This window comes from Brevundimonas sp. 'scallop' (assembly GCF_011045535.1).
Classification (GTDB): domain Bacteria; phylum Pseudomonadota; class Alphaproteobacteria; order Caulobacterales; family Caulobacteraceae; genus Brevundimonas; species Brevundimonas vesicularis.
The window spans coordinates 274908-292405 of record NZ_CP039382.1 but is presented as its reverse complement, the minus strand read 5'-3'; the positions used below and the strand labels follow the sequence as shown (position 1 = coordinate 292405).

Genomic DNA, 17498 nt, shown 5'->3' with positions numbered 1-17498 from the left:
ATCGTTAGACCGGCGTCCAACGGCGTCGTTCCAAGCGGCGGCCCGGACGGACCGCCGCTTTTGTTTTGGATAATCGTCGCTTGCGCGCAAGAACCGCCCAGGACCGCCAACTGCTGGAGCTGATCGACCCCATCGCGGAGTCGCTCGGCCTTGAAGTGGTGCGTCTTCGCCTGATGACCGGCTCCAAGCGCCAGCGTCTGCAAATCATGGCCGAACGCCCGTCCGACCACGACATCTCGGTCGAACAGTGCGCCAAGCTGAGCCGCGCGGTCTCGGAGGTGTTCGACGCCGCCGACCCCATCCCCGGCGAATATATGCTGGAAGTCTCGTCGCCCGGCATCGACCGGCCTCTGACCCGTCCCATCGACTTCGACCTGTTCGAGGGCGAGGAAGCGCGTCTGGAAACGGACCGGATGATCGAGGGCCGCAAGCGGTTCAAGGGCGTGCTGGCCGGCTATGAAGACGGCAACGTCCTGATCGACCTGGACGGCGAGGACGACACCGCCCTGATCCCCTTCGACTGGCTGAGCGACGCGAAGCTGGTCCTGACCGACGCCCTGATGAAACGGGGCGCCGCCATTCGCGCCGCACGCGGCGAACCCGAAGACGACGGCCTTCCCGAAGGGGAAGCCTCCGACCTGACAACCGACACCACGACCCCTTCTGAGGACAACGCCTGATGGCCGTCACCGGTATTTCCGCCAACCGCCTCGAACTGCTGCAGATCGCCGAGGCCGTCGCCCGCGAGAAGAACATCGAGCGCGAAATCGTCATCGAGGCGATCGAAGAAGCGATCCAGAAGGGCGCCAAGTCGCGCTACGGCGCGCATCACGACATCCGCGCCAAGATCGACCACAAGACCGGCGAGCTGTCGCTGACCCGTCACGTCACCATCGTCGAGGACGACTGGATGCCGGAAGACGAGCTGGAAGAGTTCAACGACAGCGCCATGGTGCGCCTGAAGGACGCCTCCAAGCGCGATCCGGAGGCGGTGGTCGGCAAGGAATACGTCGAGAACCTGCCGCCGTTCGAGTTCGGTCGGGTGCAAACGCAGATGGCCCGCCAAGTCGTGACCGGAAAGGTCCGCGAGGCCGAGCGCGCTAACCAGTACGAAGAGTTCAAGGATCGCGTCGGCGAGATCGTCAACGGCACGGTCAAGCGCGTCGAATACGGCAACACCATCGTCGACCTGGGCCGGGGCGAAGGCGTCATGCGCCGCGACCAATCCATCCCGCGCGAAGTGTTCAACATCGGCGACCGCATCCGCACCTACATCTACGACGTCCGCCCCGAGGCCAAGGGCCCGCAGGTCATGCTGTCGCGCGCCCACCCCGGCTTCATGGCCAAGTTGTTCGCCCAGGAAGTGCCGGAAGTTTATGACGGCGTGATCGAGATCCGCGCCGCCGCCCGTGACTCGGGTTCGCGCGCCAAGATGGCCGTCCTGTCGAACGACAGCTCCATCGATCCCGTCGGCGCCTGCGTCGGCATGCGCGGCTCGCGCGTTCAGGCGGTCGTCGCCGAACTGCAGGGCGAGAAGATCGACATCATCCAGTGGAATCCGGACGAGCCGACCTTCATCGTCAACGCCCTGGCCCCCGCCGAAGTCTCCAAGGTCGTGCTGGACGAAGAAGCCGGTCGCGTCGAAGTGGTCGTGCCGGACGAGCAGCTGTCGCTGGCCATCGGCCGTCGCGGCCAGAACGTCCGCCTGGCCTCGCAACTGACCGGCTGGCAGATCGACATCATCACCGAGGCTCAGGACTCCGAGCGTCGTCAGCGCGAGTTCGCCGAGCGCACCGGCCTGTTCCAGGAAGCCCTGGACGTCGACGAAGTCATCGCCCAGCTGCTGGTCACCGAAGGCTTCGCCACGGTCGAGGACCTGGCCTACGTCGATCCGTACGAAGTCTCCGAGATCGAAGGCTTCGACGAAGAGACCGCTGAAGAGCTTCAGGCCCGCGCCCGCGAATATCTGGACAAGAAGGCCGCCGAGCTGGACGCCAAGCGCGTCGAACTGGGCGTCGAGGACGGCGTGCTTCAGGTGCCGGGCGTCACCCTGCCCATGGCCGTCGCCCTTGGCGAAGGCGGCGTGAAGACGGTCGAGGATCTGGCCGACCTGGCCACCGACGAAATCCGCGGCGGCTATGAGGTCAAGAACGGCGAGCGGGTGAAGGTGCCCGGCGTGCTGGAAAGCTTCAACCTGGCGCAGGAAGACGCCGAGCTGCTGATCTTGCAGGCCCGCGTCGCCGCAGGCTGGATCGACGCTTCGGAACTGCCGCAGCCCGAGCCGGAAGAGTACGAAGAAGAGGGCGACTACGCCGAGGGCGAATACGATCCGGACCAGGTGTTCGGCGACGCGCCTGCCGAAGACGACGCGGCCGAGGGCGAAGAGTCCGACGCCGAACCGTCGAACGCGTGATGGGAGACCTGGCCACATATGAGCTTGCGCGACGCAACGATCGATAGGGAACGCCGGGACCTCGTCTCTCACGAGGTCATGGACGAATCTCGCCTGATCCGTTTCGTCGCCGGGCCCGATGGCCAGGTGGTCCCCGACCTGGGCAGGAAACTGCCCGGACGCGGCCTATGGGTCGAAGCCAGCCGCGCCTCGGTCGAGGCGGCGGTCAAGAAAAACGGCTTCACCCGCGCGGCCAAGACCAAATTGACCGCCCCGGCCGACCTGGCCGATGTCGTCGAACGGCTGCTGGCAAGGCGCTGTCTCGACCAGCTGGGTCTTGCCCGGCGCGAAGGCGTTCTTATATCCGGCTTCGAGAAAACCGCGGCGAGCCTGCGTGCGGGCAAGGCTGCCTGGGTGCTGGAAGCCGCCGATGGCTCGGCCGACGGGCGCGGAAAGATCCTCGCCCTGGCTCGTCATCAGACCGCCAAGATCTGCGGCGCGTTCACGGCGGACGATTTGAGTTTGGCCCTTGGGCTGGAAAATGCGATACACGCCGTCCTGCTTGCGGGCGGACGCGCCGATCGGTGGACCATCGAGGTCGAACGACTGGCTGGATTTCGGCCGCTTCGCCCCCTTCACTGGGACGTTTCCAGGGTCGAGGACGGATCGGCGGGAGCACCCCCTACAGGGGCGAGCTGAGGATTTTAGCGGCCGAGGGCCTGTCTCCAAGGGCGGAGACGGGCTCACGGTCGTTCATGGGTATTAGATGAGGACGGCGGGCCTTTCCGCCCCGAGTAAAGCGACCGGATGAGCGACGAAAACGACAAGACCAACCAAGGCCAGGGCAACACGGGCGGCACGCCGTCCCAGACGGGGCCGCGCGCTCCGCTGAGCCTGAAGCCGCGCGTTGTGGGATCGGTGCCGACCGGCACCGTGAAGCAGAGCTTCAGCCATGGCCGATCCAAGACGGTGGTGGTCGAGACCAAGCGCCGCGCCGGCGCCGGCGGACCGCAACGTCCGCAGGGCTTCGACGTCGCGCGTCCTCAACAGGCCGCCCAGGCGCCGCGTCCGCAAGGTCCGCGTCCGTCGCAACCCGCGGGCGGCGCCCTCTCGGCCGAGGAGCAGGAAGCCCGCCGTCGCGCCATCGCCCTGGCCACACAAGCGAACGCCGCCAAGGCTGACGCCGCCGCCGCCGCCAAGGCCGCCGCAGACGCCGCAGCCCGCGAACAGGCCGCCGCCACCGAACGCGCCGCCCAGGCCGCTCGCGACGAGGCCGCCGCCGCCAAGGCCGCCGCAGAAGCTGCACGCGCCGAAGCCGCCAAGCTGACGGCGGCTGCGCCTGTCGCGCCGGCCAAGCCCGCCCCCAAGCCGGCCGCGCCCGTGGCCGCCGCGCCTGCGCCTGTCGCGCCCACCCCGGCGCCCGCGACTCCGGCCCCGGCTGCGCCCGCCCGTCCGGCCGCTCCGGCCCGCCCGGTGGTCAACTTCGGCCAACGTGTGCCCAAGCCCGGCAATCCCCAACGCGCCGCACCCGAGCGTCCGGCCTTCGGCGGCCGTTCGGCCCGCGAGCAGGCGATGGGCGGCGGCGATCGCGCCTATTCGGACCGCCCCCAGAGCGATCGGCCGCAAGGCGACCGTCCGCAGGGCGCCCGTCCCGGACCTGGCGGTCAGCGTCCGCAAGGCGCCAAGCCGGCCGAGCCCGTCCGCTATTCGGCCCTGAATCCGCGTCCGGCGCCGGGCGCCGCCCGTCCCGGCGGCGCGCGCACCGGCCCTGGCGGTCGTCCGACCCCGAACGCCCCGCCGGCGGAGGCCAATGTTCTGCGTCCGGCCCGAGCGCCCGGCGCCGGCTTCGGTCGTCCGGCCGGTCGTGACGACGATCGCGAGAAGCGTTTCTCCGACGCCGGCAAGGCCGTCAGCCGCACGCGCGGCGAGCCCAAGCGCCGCGAAGGCCGCATGACCATCCAGTCCGTGGTCGGCGACGGCGACGCCGCCGAGCGGATGCGCTCGCTGGCCTCGGTCCGCCGTGCTCGCGAACGTGAGAAGGAAAAGCGCAAGGGCGGCTCGACCGATGCGCCCAACCGTCCGCGTGAAGTCGTCATTCCCGACGTCATCACCGTGCAGGAGCTGTCCAACCGGATGGCCGTGCGCGGCGTCGACATCATCAAGTTCCTGATGAAGCAGGGCCTGATGATGAAGATCAACGACGTGATCGATTCCGACACCGCTGAACTGGTGGCTGAAGAGTTCGGCATGGCCGTCAAGCGCGTCTCGGAATCCGACATCGAAACCGGCTTCCTGGGCGAGGCCGACGACGCCGACGCCTCCGACACCCGCGCGCCGGTCGTGGCCATCATGGGCCACGTCGACCACGGCAAGACCTCGCTGCTCGACGCCCTGCGCACGACCGACGTCGCCGGCGGCGAAGCCGGCGGCATCACCCAGCACATCGGCGCCTATCAGGTTCGCCTGCCGGACGATCAGAAGGTTACCTTCCTGGACACCCCGGGCCACGCCGCCTTCTCGGCCATGCGGGCGCGCGGCGCCAATGTGACCGACATCGTGGTCCTGGTCGTCGCCGCCGACGACGGCGTCATGCCGCAGACGATCGAAGCTATCCAACACGCCAAGGCGGCCAACGCGCCCCTGATCGTGGCGGTCAACAAGATGGATAAGCCCGGCGCGACGTCGCAGAAGGTCGTCAACGAGCTGCTGCAGTACGAAGTCATCGCCGAAAGCCTGGGCGGCGAGACCCAGATCATCGAGGTCTCGGCCAGGGAGCGGATGAACCTCGACGGCCTGTTGGAAGCCATCCTGATCCAGGCCGAGGTCATGGACCTGCGCGCCAACGCCGATCGCTCGGCCGAGGGCGTGGTCATCGAGGCCAAGCTGGACAAGGGTCGCGGTCCGGTCGGCACCGTCCTGGTCAAGCGCGGCACGCTGAAGCGCGGCGACATCGTCGTCGCCGGCGGATCGTGGGGCAAGGTTCGCGCCCTGCTGAACGAACGCAACGAGCAGCTGACCGAAGCCGGTCCGTCGGTTCCGGTCGAGATCCTCGGCCTGGACGAGGCGCCCTCGCCGGGCGACGTCTTCGCCGTGGTGGAATCCGAAGCCCGCGCCCGCGAGCTGACCGAATACCGTCAGCGGGTGAAGCGCGAAAAGGCTCAGGTCTCGGGCGGCTCGGTGTCGCTGGTCGACATGATGGCCAAGCTGGGCTCCAAGAAGGCCTCGGAACTGCCGGTCGTCATCAAGGCGGACGTGCAGGGTTCGGCCGAAGCCATCATGGGTTCGCTGGACAAGATGAGCACCGACGAGGTGCGCGCCCGCACGGTCTACTCCGGCGCCGGCGGCATCACCGAGAGCGACGTCAACCTGGCCAAGTCGGCCGGCGCGCCGATCCTCGGCTTCAACGTCCGGGCTTCGAAACAGGCGCGCGATCTGGCCGAGCGCGAAGGCGTTGAGATCCGCTACTATTCGATCATCTACGACCTGCTGGACGACATCAAAGGCGTGCTGTCCGGAATGCTGGCGCCGCTGCAACGCGAAACCTTCCTGGGCAACGCTGCTGTCCTTCAGGTGTTCGACATCTCCAAGATCGGCAAGATCGCCGGTTGCCGGGTGTCGGAAGGCGTGGTCCGCAAGGGCGCGCGCGTCCGCATCATCCGCGACGACGTCGTGGTGCTGGAGCTGGGCACGCTCAACACGCTCAAGCGTTTCAAGGACGAGGTCAACGAGGTCACGGCCGGCCAGGAATGTGGCATGCAGTTCCAGGGCTTCCAGGACATCAAGGAAGGCGACTACATCGAGTGCTTCACGGTCGAAGAGATCAAGCGCACGCTGGACTAGTTCCTCGTCGCGAGCACGAAGAGACCAAGGCCCGGAACTCAGGTTCCGGGCCTTTTCTTTTGAGGCACGGACACGATGCGTTCGAAGTGTTCGTTCGCGCTTCGCCAACGCCCATGGCTGTGCATTCGCGAACGGCGGCCGTTCATCGCCGCAAGCGCGGTGGTGAAGGGCAGGGGACCACGGCACGGTCCGATCATCGAGGGCCGGTCGTCGGTCCTCTCACCGACACAGGACACGCCGTCATGAAGACCGTCGCCGCCATCGCTCCCGTCCTCGCTCTCGCCGCCGCCCTTACCGTTGCGGCGCCGGCCGCGCCCGCCTTCGCCGCCGACCTGACCGTCGCCTTCCCGGGCGCGGCGCCCCAAGGCCAGATCATGGTGGCCGTCTTCAACAGCCAGGCCAACTATGGCGGCGAGGGCCAGCCGGCCCAGGTCGCCATGCTAGACGCCGCCGCCGGCCAGACCAGCGTTACCTTCGACGGTCTGCCCGACGGCGACTATGCGGTGCGCGCCTTCCACGACCTAAACGGCGACGGCAAGATGAACACCAATCCCTTCGGCATGCCGGTCGAGCCCTTCGCCTTTTCCAACAACGCGGTCGGCAATATGGGTCCAGCCTCGTGGGAACGGGCCAAGTTCGCGGCCGCCGGCGCGACGACCCAGTCGATCGACCTGAAGTAAGCGACGAAAGCCGGAGTTAGATCATGACCCCCTCCCGCCGTTCCTTCCTGATGGGCGCCGCCGCCCTCTCGGCCGCAGTCGCCACGCCCGAGATGGTGCGCGCCGCCGCCGCCCTGGACGCCGTCGCCGCGACGAAGGCCGACTGGGCGCTGGCGACCCAGGACATCGAAGGCGACATTGCGCGCCAAACGATGCGCTTGGTCCACGGCCGCGCGCCGGCGGGGCTGCAGGGTGCCCTTTATCGCAACGGGCCGGCCAAATTCCGGCGGCCGGGCGGCTCGGCGACCCATTGGTTCGACGGCGACGGCATGATGCGCGCCTTTCGCATCCAGGACGGCCAGGCGACGCTGGAGGCGCGGTTCGCCGACACGCCCAAGCGCCGCACGGAGACGGAGCTGGACGCGGTGGTTACGCCGGGCTTCGGCACCAAGCGCGACGACCGGGCCCGCATCGGCTCGAACGACGACGCCAACGCCGCCAACACCGCCGTCATGGTCGCCGGCGATCAGGTCTGGGCGCTGTGGGAGGCGGGATCGCCGCTGGCCCTGTCGGCGTCGGACCTGTCGACGCGTAACTTCGTCACCCTGCGCGATGATTTGAAAGGCATGCCGTTCCAGGCCCATCCGCGCTACGCCCCCGACGGCTCGATCTGGAACGTGGGGTCGGCGGGCGGTCAGGCTGTCATCTGGCATCTGCGCCTGGATCGCAGCCTGAGCGACGCCCAGGTCGTGCCCCTGCCGCGCGCCAGCTATATGCACGACTTCACCGCCACCGACCGGCATGTGATCCTGGTGCTCCAGCCCTGGGTGTTCACGACCCACGCCATGCCGGTGACCGCAGGACTGGTCTGGCGACCGGAAATGGGGACGCAGGTCCTGGTGCTGGACAAGGACGACCTGTCCAAGCGCCGCCTCTATGAACTGCCGGGCTTCTTCCATTTCCACCTGGGCGACGCCTGGGCCGAGCGCGACGGCACGATCCGCTTCGATGTCGCCGCCAGCGGCGATCCGCGCTTCGCGGTCGATGGCGCGCGGGTTCTGGTGGACGGGCATGGGGTCGTTCCGGGCGATCCGGCGAAGCTGGCTCTGATCACCCTGCATCCAGATGGCCGCGCCGACATGGCCTATAGCGATGTGGTGGGGGAATTCCCGAAAGCGGACCCGCGCCGTGCCGGGCTGAAGCGCAGCCTGACGGCCCACACATCGGGCGAGACTCGCGGCCGTCCCCTGCCGACGGGACTGGCGGTCCACGACTGGGACAGCGGTCGCTCGCACGCCTTCGAGTTCGGTGTGCATCAGGTGGTCGAGGAGGCGGTCTTCGTGCCCAAGCCCGGCGCGACGGCGGAACGGGACGCCTGGCTGGTTGGACCGTCGGTCAATCTGAAGGACGGGCGGACGGAACTGCACGTCTTCGACGTGGCGCGGATCGAGGACGGCCCGGTCGCGACCTGGCAGGCGGACGTGGCCCTGCCGGCCGGCTTCCACGGCGTGTGGGCAGGGTAGGGCCGAACGGGCACAACCGTTGCGGGTCTTCACGGTTCGAAAAGGCTGACGTGCCAAGGTGAGACCATGACCCCCGTCCAGACGCCCGCCGATCTTCGCCCCATCACCGCCCTGCGCTTCGGCGCCGCCATGTGGGTCGCCGTCTACAGCTTCTGGGAGAACCTGGCCGGCGCGGGTCAGTCAGGCCTCGTCGCCAAGGGCTATCTGGGAGTCGAGCTGTTCTTCGTCCTGTCCGGCTTCATCCTCAGCCACGTCTATCTGGCGGCGGCAGGCGAGAAGCGGTTCTCGTATCGCGGCTTCCTGTGGGCGCGGATCGCGCGCGTCTATCCGCTGCATATCGCCACCCTGATCGGCGTGGGGCTGCTGGCGGCGGCCGCCCTTTTCGCCGGTATGAGCGTGGACGCCAATGTGCTGAGTTGGGCGTCGCTGCCCGCCAACCTCTTCATGGTTCACGCCTGGGGGCTGGCGCCGGTCGCGGGCTGGAACCATCCGTCCTGGTCCATTTCTGCAGAGTGGTTCGCCTATCTCTGCTTCCCGCTGTTCGCTTTCGTCTTCTGGCGCCTGCGTCATCGGCCGATCGCGGCGGTAGTCGGTGCTGCGGCCTTCCTCGTCATCCTCTATTTCGCGTTCGAGCAACTGGCCGGCTTCGCCTTGACCGAGGCGACGATCCGCTGGGGCGCGCTCAGGATCGTGCCGTGCTTCGCCTTGGGCTGCGCCCTCTATCTCGTTTATCGCCGCACACCGTTAAAGGCGCCGTGGCTGTGCGCCGCCGTCTCGTTCGGCTTGATGGTGCTCAGCGCCGCACTCGGGCTCTGGGACGGCGTCACGGTTCTGCTGGCCGGCGCCCTGATCCTGTCGCTGGCCTCGCTGCCCAACGCGCGCGCCGGATGGATGGCCTCCAAGCCCGCCGTTTACCTCGGCGAGATTAGCTATTCGGTCTATATGGTCTGCGTGCCGTGGAAGCTTCTGGCGGTCGGTCTGGCCGCCAAACTGTTCGACGCGCCGGACAAGCAGCTTCAAATTTTCGTGTGGTTGGCGATCCTGGCCCTTCTGCCGGTTGTCGCGGCCGTCTCCTATCATCTCGTCGAACGCCCGGCGCGCAAGGCTCTAAGGGACATGGCCGACAAGCGCGCCAAGCGTCACGACAAGGTTTCAGAAGGAAATATGAAGCACGGCGATATGCCGAAACAACTTGCGACAGGACGTGATCCCGTGGCCTAAAGGGCGCTTCCAAAGGCGGGTCGGGATACCCCAAGCATGTCAAAACGGCTCAAAGCCGCCGCGGTTGCGGCGACCCTCGGTTTTTTTGCGCTGGGCGCCGTCCCCTCCACCGCAAAGGCTGATGAGCCCTACTGGCAGTGCGTGACCTTCGCGCGCATGTTCTCCGGCATCAACATCTTCGGCGACGCCTGGACCTGGTGGCGTCAGGCCGCCGCCAACTTCCGCACCGGCAAGGCCCCGGAAACCGGCTCGGTTCTGGTCTTCCGCCCCGAGGGCCGCATGAGCCGGGGCCACGTCGCCGTCGTCTCCGACATCCTGACCGACCGCGTCGTGCGCGTGACCCACGCCAACTGGGGCGGCAGCCGCGGCAAGGTCGAAGAGAACGTCACCGTCGTCGACGTCTCGCCCTCCAACGATTGGTCGCAGGTCAAGGTCTGGTACAACCCGATCAACGACTTGGGCACGACCGTCTATCCGACCTACGGCTTCATCTACAAAGGCGCCCGCGACGCCTTCGACGCCGGCCGTCAGATCGCCGCCAACGTCTCGGCCCAAGGCCAGCACTAAGCTTGCACCGCCCGCCATCGCGGGCGATAGGCGGGCATGACCCAATCCAGCGACATCACCTACGCCGGCTATCTGGCGTTGGACGACCTGCTTTCGACCCAGCACCCGCTGTCGGATCAGCATGACGAGATGCTGTTCGTCGTCATCCATCAGACCAAGGAACTGTGGCTCAAGCAAATCCTGCATGAGACGGCCCTGGCCCAGTCGATGGTACGCGCCGGCGACCTGGTCCCGGCCTACAAGAGCCTTGCGCGCGTCAGCCGTATCCAGGCGGTGATGACCCACAGCTGGGACATTCTGTCGACGATGACGCCGTCGGACTATCTGCGGTTCCGAGGGTCGTTGGGCTCATCCTCCGGCTTCCAGAGCGACCAGTTCCGACGTTTCGAAGCCATGCTGGGCCTGAAGGACGCCAGCTTCCTGAAGTTCCACGAAGACCGCCCCGAGGCACTGGCCGCGCTTCAGGCCGCCATCGCTGCGCCCAGCCTTTACGATGACGCTCTGGCCCAACTGGCCAAGGCCGGTCTGCCGGTGCCCGCCGAGGTGCTGAACCGCGACGTGACCCAGCCCTATGCGCCGTCCGAAGCCGTAGAGGCGGCCTGGCTGGAGGTCTATCGCGACACGGAACGGTGGTGGATCCTGTATCAGCTGGCCGAAAAGCTGGTCGATCTGGACGACGCCCTGCTGACCTGGCGGCACAAGCATGTCGTTACGGTCGAACGCATCATCGGTCGGCGTCGCGGCACGGGCGGAACGGAAGGCGCCGCCTATCTGGCCTCGACCCTGACCAAGCGCTGCTTCCCCGAGCTGTGGTCGCTTCGCACCAAACTTTGATGTCGCAGGCGGCAACCTTCGCCGCGCCGGACCATTTCGCCGTTTGACCGCAACAGCGGAAGGAATGGACGAGATGAGCAACCCCAACGCCCACGACATCAAGGTTCTGAACGGCCTGATCGAAACGACGCTGGACAGCGCAGACGGCTATCGCGAAGCCGCCGAACAGACGCAAGACCCGCACTACCGCACCCTGTTCGAGCGCCGCAGCAGCGAACGCCAGCACGTCGTCGATGATCTGTCGGCCGCCGTGCGCGGTCTGGGCGGCGATCCGGAGTCCGATGGATCGATCCTGGCCAAGGCCCACCGCGCGTTTCTGGATGTGAAACACGCCCTGCTGCGCAACGACAATTCCGTCGTCGGCTCGATCAACTCGGGCGAGGGGTTCATCGCCAACAAATATGAAAAGGCGTTGGAAGACACCGGCATTTCCGCCACCACGCGCGAGACGATCCGGCGGGCCTATGCGGCGGTGAAGACCGAGCATGAGCAGATGGAAGCCCTGAAACACAGCCTGGAAGGCCAGCGCGACGCGGCCAACCCCTTGTTCCCGCAGTAATCCCGGACTGACGGATTTGAAAAAGGCCCCGGCGTTTCCACCGGGGCCTTCGTCATTTGATCGTCTGGCCTGAAACTAGGCTTCTTCGGTCTTGGCGGCCGAACCGGTTTCCGGAACGACGACGCCCTTGGCGGGACGGACCGTCTGGCGCTCGGCGATACGCGCCGACTTGCCGCGACGATCGCGCAGATAATAGAGCTTGGCGCGACGCACGACGCCGCGGCGCTTCACTTCGATCGACTCGATGTTCGGCGACAGGATGGGGAAGCGGCGCTCGACGCCTTCGCCGAACGAGATCTTGCGCACCGTGAAGGTTTCGCTGATGCCGCCGCCGTCACGGGCGATGCAGACGCCTTCGAAGGCCTGAACGCGCTCGCGCTCGCCTTCCTTGATCTTCACGTTGACGCGCAGGGTGTCGCCGGGCTGGAATTCCGGGATTTTGCGTTCGCCCAGAACGCGGGCTTTTTCTTCGGCGTCCAACTGTTGAACGATGTTCATGTCATTTCTCCTCGGGCTTTGCGCCCTTTAGCTGTGAGTTGGCGAGATGCGCCTGCCAGAGGTCCGGCCGCCGCTCCCGCGTAGTCGTCGCCCGCTGCGCCTCACGCCATCCCGCGATCTTCTTGTGATCGCCCGACAGCAGCACCTCGGGTATCTCAAGCCCCTCGAACGTCCGCGGTCGCGTGTACTGCGGGTGTTCCAAAAGCCCATCCTCGAAGCTTTCGGACGACAGGCTGTCGCCTGAGCCGAGCACGCCGGGGATCAGTCTTACGCACGCCTCGATCGCGACCATCGCCGCCGCCTCGCCGCCGGCGAGAACCGCGTCTCCGACCGAGACCTCCTCGAACCCGCGTGCGTCCAGCACCCGCTGATCCACCCCCTCGAAACGGCCGCACAGCACGACGATCCCGTCGGCTTTCGCCCATTCCTTGACGCGCGCCTGGGTCAGGGGCCGACCCCTGGCGCTCATGTACAAAAGCGGCCGCTTGGGTCCCGGCAGGCTATCAACCGCCCGGGCCACCACGTCCGCCTTCAGCACAGCTCCCGGGCCGCCACCCGCAGGGGTGTCGTCCAGGAAGCCGCGCGTATCTGTGGAAAAGGCGCGAATGTCAACCGTCTCCAGGCTCCACAGGCCCTTCTCGCGCCAGGCCGTGCCGATCAAAGACACGCCGAGCGGGCCCGGAAAGGCCTCGGGAAACATGGTCAGGACGGTCGCGGTGAAGGGCATGGCGGCGGCTCATACACACAAAGTCGGAAAAATCCGACTCCAGACCTCTCCCTCCCCGCTCCGGGGAGGGTGGCTGAGCGCAGCGAAGCCGGGTGGGGGCGGCGAGGCGATGTCGTCGGCAATACCGTCCGGCATCAGCAAGTGCGTCCTTGTCGGGCCGCCCCCACCCTGTCGCTTCGCGACATCCCTCCCCGGAGCGGGGAGGGAGAAGGGCGTGTTTACGCCGTCGGGGCCCCGCCGCCCGCCGCGATCCAGCCGTCCACCTGGTCCTCCAGCACGTCCAGCGGCACCGAACCGGAGCCCAGGACTACGGCATGGAAGTCCTTGATGTCGAACCGGTCGCCCAACGCCGTCTTGGCCCGGTCACGCAGTTCCTCGATCTTCAGCTCGCCGATCTTGTAGCTGGTCGCCTGGCCGGGATTGGTGATGTAGCGCTCGACTTCCTTTTCGATGTCGCGCTCGGACAGCAGGGAGTTCTGGCGGAAATAGTCCATCGCTTGTTCGCGGCTCCAGCGTTTGGCGTGCAGGCCGGTGTCGGTCACCAGACGCACCGCGCGCCACAGCTCCGTCGAGAGGCGGCCGAAATCGGAATAGGGGTCCTGATAGAAGCCCATCTCCTTGCCCAACTGTTCGGCGTACAGCCCCCACCCTTCCGCATAGGCGCCATAGCCGCCGAACCGACGGAAGCGCGGCAGGCCCTCGATCTCCTGCGCATAGGCGATCTGGAAGTGGTGGCCCGGCGCGCCCTCGTGATAGCTGATGCCCTCGATCTGGGGCTTCAGCACCTGGGTCATGTCCGACAGATTGACGTAGTAGATGCCCGGCCGCGACCCGTCCGGCGCGGGCGAGTTATAGAAGGCGATCGAGGCCGTCGCCTCGCGGAACGGCTCCACCGCCCGCACCTCCAGCGCCGCCTTGGGCAGGGTCGAGAACCACTGCGGCGCCGCAGCCATCACCTGGGCAATGAAGCCGCGCGCGTCGGTCAGATACTGCTCCTTGCCCTCGGGCGTGTTCGGATACTGGAACCGTGGATCCGTCTTCAGGAAGGTGAAGAAGTCCTGCAGCGAGCCGGTGAAGCCGACCTGGGTCTTGATGGTCTCCATCTCGGCCTGGATGCGGGCGACCTCGGCCAGACCGATCTGATGGATCTGGTCGGCGGTCAGTTCGGTGGTGGTCGAGAGCTGGAGCCGGGCGTTGTAATAGGCCTCGCCCTGCGGCAGGCGCCACACGCCCGCATCGCTGTCAGCCTTGGGCTGCACCTCGGCCAGGGCCGTCAGCACGTTCTCGAATCCGGCCTTGTAGGGGCCGGTCAGGGCGGCGCGGGCTTCCGACAGCAGCCGGTCCTTGGTCGCCTGATCGGTCTCCAGCGCCGCGACCTTCTTGTTGAAGTCGGCCCAGACCGGATTGTCGGCCCCGTCGTCGAACGGCGCGCCGGTGATGACGTTGCGGGTGTTGGCGATGGACGGCGCGAAGACGAAGCGCGGCGAGACGACGCCCGCCGCCGCGCGCTGACGCAGTTCCTCGGCCACCTGATCCATCTGCGTCTCGGCGGCCTTGATCCGCGCGACATAGGCCTCGGCGTCGGCCACGCTGGAGACCCGGTGGTTGTTGATCAGAAAGACCGGCAGGCTGGTGGTCGGATTGCCGTTGGCGGCGAACTGAAAGCCCCAGTCGCGCCACTGGTTCGACAGTCGCGCCTGCTGGACGCCATATTCGAACATCCGCCACGACAGCGCCGCCTGCGGCCCCAGCTTCTGCGGATCGAACTGGGCCTTCATCTGCGCCAGCTGCGTTTCCTGAAGCGCCAGGGCGCGGTCGGCGGCGGCGTCCGACACATCGTCCAGCTTGTCGTAGTCGGTCTTGATGCCCAGCGACGTCATCTGCTGCGGGCTCAGCGCGATCCGCGCCTGGAAGGCCTGCTCAAAGAAGGCGTTCAGCCGCGCGTCCTCGCTTTCGGCCGCGGCTGTCTGTGCGGGAGCGGAGGTTTGCGCCAGCGCGGGCGCGGCGGACAGTACCGCCATCATGGCGGCGGACGAGATCAGAAGACGACGCATGAATAACCCCTCGTGAAACAGGGCGCACCTTCGGGGCCGCGTGCGCGCGGCGCAAGCGATCAATGCCGCCGCCGTTGCGGCGATCCGACACGTCGAAAGCAAAATTTTCGATACGGCGTCGCTTGATGCAACCCAAATTAAGGGTCGGCGTTTCGACGAAACTTGACCATACCAACAAGGGTTCACACCATGCGCAAGATCATCACCCTGTCCATCGTCGCCGCCGCTCTGGCCGTGTCGGCCTGCAACACCATCGCCGGCGCCGGTCGCGACGTCTCGGCCGCCGGTTCGGCCGTCACGCAAGGCGCGAACGACGCCAAGAACTAAGGCTTTCTGAAAGGCCGATGTTGAAAAGGCCCGCCGGATCCCGGCGGGCCTTTCTCGTATCCGTCGCATGACGGTGTTATGGTGCGCCATCATTCGGGAGACGGCGATGGGCTTTCTGGACAATGTGGTGAAGGGTCTCGGCGACGACGCCGCAGGCGGTCTGAGCGATCTGCTCAAGGGTCAGGGCGGCGTCGGCGGATTGGCCGAAAAGTTCGGTCAGGCGGGCCTGGGCGATGTGATCGGCTCCTGGGTCGGCACGGGGCCGAACGCCAACATCTCGCCCGAGCAGATCACGGCCGTCCTCGGCCACGGCCCCATCGCCGACATCGCCGCCAAGATGGGCGTGACCCCCGAACAGGCTGGCGAGACGCTTGCCGGTCTTCTGCCCGAAGCCATCGACCGCCTGACCCCCGGCGGTCAGATCGACGGCGCCGATGATCTTTTGGCCAAGCTGCCGGGTGGCCTGGGCGACATGATCGGCGGTTTTCTGAAGCGCTGAAGCCTTAGGACGGCTGGCCTTCGGTCGCCGCGATCGCAGCCTCCTCTTCCAATGCGGCTTTCTGGCGCGCCTGCAAGGCGGTTTGCTTGGAAGCCACCACGAACGCCAGAACGATGGCGAACACGCCGATGATCGTCGAATAGAGGAAGAAAACGACGTAGCCCGCGCCCAGCGCCGCCGGCGTCACGCCGCTCGTCGCCGCTCCCGCCGCCAACGACCCTTCGGGCAATCGCGCAAATAGCGGCCGCAGACCGGCGAACGGTCCTGTCCCCTCCGCAGCCCGCGCCGACGCCTCGACGATCCGGCCAGACTGCGATGCGATCAGCTTGCCCGGGAGCGCATAGAGCGAACTGAACAGGGCGTACTGCGTCGCGGTGAAGCCAATCGACGTCAAGCTGGACATATAGGCGATCAGGGCGGTGCCGGCGTAGCCGGTGGCGACGTTGTCCACCCCGATTGCGACGGTCAGGGCCGGGATGCTGGGGCCCTGGGTCGCCAGCCAAGCGAAGACCAGGTTCGAAACCGGGCTCATGAAGGCGCCAATGACCATGGTGCGGATCAGGCCCAGCTTGGCCACCGACCAGCCGCCTACGAAGACGCCCAGGGTAGTCATGACCACGCCAAACACCTTTCGCACCTCGGCCAGTTCAGTCTTGGAGAACCCGAGATCCAGATAGAAGGGGTTCATGATGTTCAGCACGAAATCGGCCAGGCGATAGACGCAGATCAGCGCCAGGATCAGCGTGGCGACACCCGCGAACCGCTTGTAAAAGTCCACCACGGGTTCGCCGAACGACCCTGCCAGATAGGCTCCAGGGCGGGTCTTGACCCCAGGCACGGGCCAACACGCCAGCACCATTACCGCCAGACCAAGGAAGACCAGACCGACCTGCAGATAGACGCCCTCGGGCTTGGCCGAGAGGGCCGACGCCACCGCCGCCTTGCCTTCCGCGCCCAGGCCGAACAATCCAAACAGCGCATTCAGCGGGCCCGACTGGCCGGTCAGGCCCGACCCCAGCACCATCGCCGCCACGCCGATGATGGCCAGGCGCACAATCCATTCGATCACCTCGAAGCCAGGGCGAGACGGCACGTCACCGACCGGGATGGCGCGGATGGAATGGGCCTTTTCACGCGGGGCGAACAGAACGCCGGCGATTCCGAAGCCCATCAGAGCGGCCATCACGGCGTAGGACAGGTTCCAGTTATAAAGATCAGCCAGGACCAGCGGCACGGCGCCCGCGACGATCATGGCGACCCGGTAGCCCATCTGATAAGCGGCGGCCATGGCGCCGTGCCGGCTGTCGTCGGCGGCCTCGATCCTCCAGGCGTCGATGACGATGTCCTGCGTCGCCCCGAAGAAGCCGACCAGGGCGGCGAATCCAGCCACCGCGATCAGGGCGTTGGCGGGGTTCAGCGTCGAGATCGACCACAGGCCGAACACGATCACGGCCTGCGTCACCAGCATCCAGGCGCGGCGATGACCCAACAGCCGCGTCAGTCCAGGCACGGACGTCCGGTCGATCAGCGGCGCCCAGACGAACTTCAGCGAATAGGACAGGGTGGCCAAGGCGAAGAAGCCGATCACTTCCAGCGTCTGGCCGCTCTCGCGAAGCCAGGCGGACAGGGTGTCGAAGATCAGCAGGTTCGGCAGGCCCGCCGAAAAGCCCAGCAGCAGCATGATGAAGACACGCCGCTCGCCATAGACGGCGAGGCCGCCGAAACGGCCGGCGGGCTTGCCGTTCGCGGGGGGATGGGCTTGGTCGGTCATGCACGGCTCCGGCGCGGCGGCCGGAAA

General features: G+C 66.9%; 16 protein-coding genes. 12 read left to right on the top strand and 4 right to left on the bottom strand.

Annotated elements, in window-relative coordinates:
- Positions 1-80: 80 nt before the first annotated feature.
- The 10 genes from rimP (at position 81) to E4341_RS01340 (ending at position 11595) form a co-directional block, all read left to right on the top strand.
- Positions 81-680, top strand: a complete 600-nt coding sequence (gene rimP / locus E4341_RS01385; protein ID WP_165114586.1) for a ribosome maturation factor RimP — start codon at positions 81-83, stop codon at positions 678-680.
- Positions 680-2413 (top strand): transcription termination factor NusA, encoded by a 1734-nt coding sequence (gene nusA, locus E4341_RS01380; protein ID WP_165114583.1) that lies wholly within the window; start codon positions 680-682, stop codon positions 2411-2413. Before rimP ends, nusA begins: the two co-directional genes overlap by 1 nt.
- Before the next feature lie 18 nt (positions 2414-2431).
- Complete coding sequence (locus tag E4341_RS01375) at positions 2432-3091, top strand: RNA-binding protein (RefSeq protein ID WP_165114580.1); 660 nt, start codon at positions 2432-2434, stop codon at positions 3089-3091.
- 108 nt (positions 3092-3199) lie between these two features.
- Positions 3200-6232: a translation initiation factor IF-2 gene (infB, locus tag E4341_RS01370; RefSeq protein WP_165114577.1), complete on the top strand. Its 3033-nt coding sequence runs from the start codon at positions 3200-3202 to the stop codon at positions 6230-6232.
- 242 nt (positions 6233-6474) lie between these two features.
- Positions 6475-6912, top strand: a complete 438-nt coding sequence (locus tag E4341_RS01365; RefSeq protein ID WP_055809448.1) for a DUF2141 domain-containing protein — start codon at positions 6475-6477, stop codon at positions 6910-6912.
- Positions 6913-6935: 23 nt separating this feature from the next.
- The gene (locus E4341_RS01360) at positions 6936-8414 is read left to right on the top strand and encodes a carotenoid oxygenase family protein (RefSeq protein ID WP_165114574.1); all 1479 of its coding nucleotides are present in this window, start codon (positions 6936-6938) and stop codon (positions 8412-8414) included.
- Between the two features lie 66 nt (positions 8415-8480).
- Positions 8481-9635 carry an acyltransferase gene (locus tag E4341_RS01355; protein WP_165114571.1) on the top strand — a complete coding sequence of 385 codons (1155 nt, stop codon included), beginning with the start codon at positions 8481-8483 and terminating at the stop codon, positions 9633-9635.
- 36 nt (positions 9636-9671) lie between these two features.
- On the top strand, positions 9672-10202 hold the full coding sequence (locus E4341_RS01350; RefSeq protein WP_055809437.1) for a CHAP domain-containing protein: 531 nt from the start codon (positions 9672-9674) through the stop codon (positions 10200-10202).
- Between the two features lie 36 nt (positions 10203-10238).
- Entirely contained in the window at positions 10239-11036 is a 798-nt protein-coding gene (locus tag E4341_RS01345) for a tryptophan 2,3-dioxygenase (protein WP_165114568.1), read from the top strand.
- Between the two features lie 73 nt (positions 11037-11109).
- Entirely contained in the window at positions 11110-11595 is a 486-nt protein-coding gene (locus tag E4341_RS01340) for a PA2169 family four-helix-bundle protein (RefSeq protein ID WP_165114565.1), read from the top strand.
- A 75-nt stretch (positions 11596-11670) separates the two neighbouring features.
- Here the strand turns inward: E4341_RS01340 and rplS are convergent, their stop codons facing one another.
- From rplS to E4341_RS01325, 3 genes are all read right to left on the bottom strand, one after another.
- Complete coding sequence (gene rplS, locus E4341_RS01335; RefSeq protein ID WP_017505017.1) at positions 11671-12093, bottom strand: 50S ribosomal protein L19; 423 nt, start codon at positions 12091-12093, stop codon at positions 11671-11673.
- Between the two features lies 1 nt (position 12094).
- The gene (trmD, locus tag E4341_RS01330; protein WP_017505018.1) at positions 12095-12820 is read right to left on the bottom strand and encodes a tRNA (guanosine(37)-N1)-methyltransferase TrmD; all 726 of its coding nucleotides are present in this window, start codon (positions 12818-12820) and stop codon (positions 12095-12097) included.
- 218 nt (positions 12821-13038) lie between these two features.
- Positions 13039-14874 carry a DUF885 family protein gene (locus tag E4341_RS01325; RefSeq protein ID WP_165114562.1) on the bottom strand — a complete coding sequence of 612 codons (1836 nt, stop codon included), beginning with the start codon at positions 14872-14874 and terminating at the stop codon, positions 13039-13041.
- Between the two features lie 189 nt (positions 14875-15063).
- On the opposite strand from E4341_RS01325, the gene E4341_RS01320 reads away from it, so the two are divergent.
- Positions 15064-15201 carry an entericidin A/B family lipoprotein gene (locus E4341_RS01320; protein ID WP_039247129.1) on the top strand — a complete coding sequence of 46 codons (138 nt, stop codon included), beginning with the start codon at positions 15064-15066 and terminating at the stop codon, positions 15199-15201.
- A 67-nt stretch (positions 15202-15268) separates the two neighbouring features.
- Positions 15269-15700: a YidB family protein gene (locus E4341_RS01315; RefSeq protein WP_240893594.1), complete on the top strand. Its 432-nt coding sequence runs from the start codon at positions 15269-15271 to the stop codon at positions 15698-15700.
- A gap of 4 nt (positions 15701-15704) precedes the next feature.
- Here the strand turns inward: E4341_RS01315 and E4341_RS01310 are convergent, their stop codons facing one another.
- The gene (locus E4341_RS01310) at positions 15705-17471 is read right to left on the bottom strand and encodes an MFS transporter (RefSeq protein ID WP_165114559.1); all 1767 of its coding nucleotides are present in this window, start codon (positions 17469-17471) and stop codon (positions 15705-15707) included.
- Between the last annotated feature and the right edge of the window lie 27 nt (positions 17472-17498).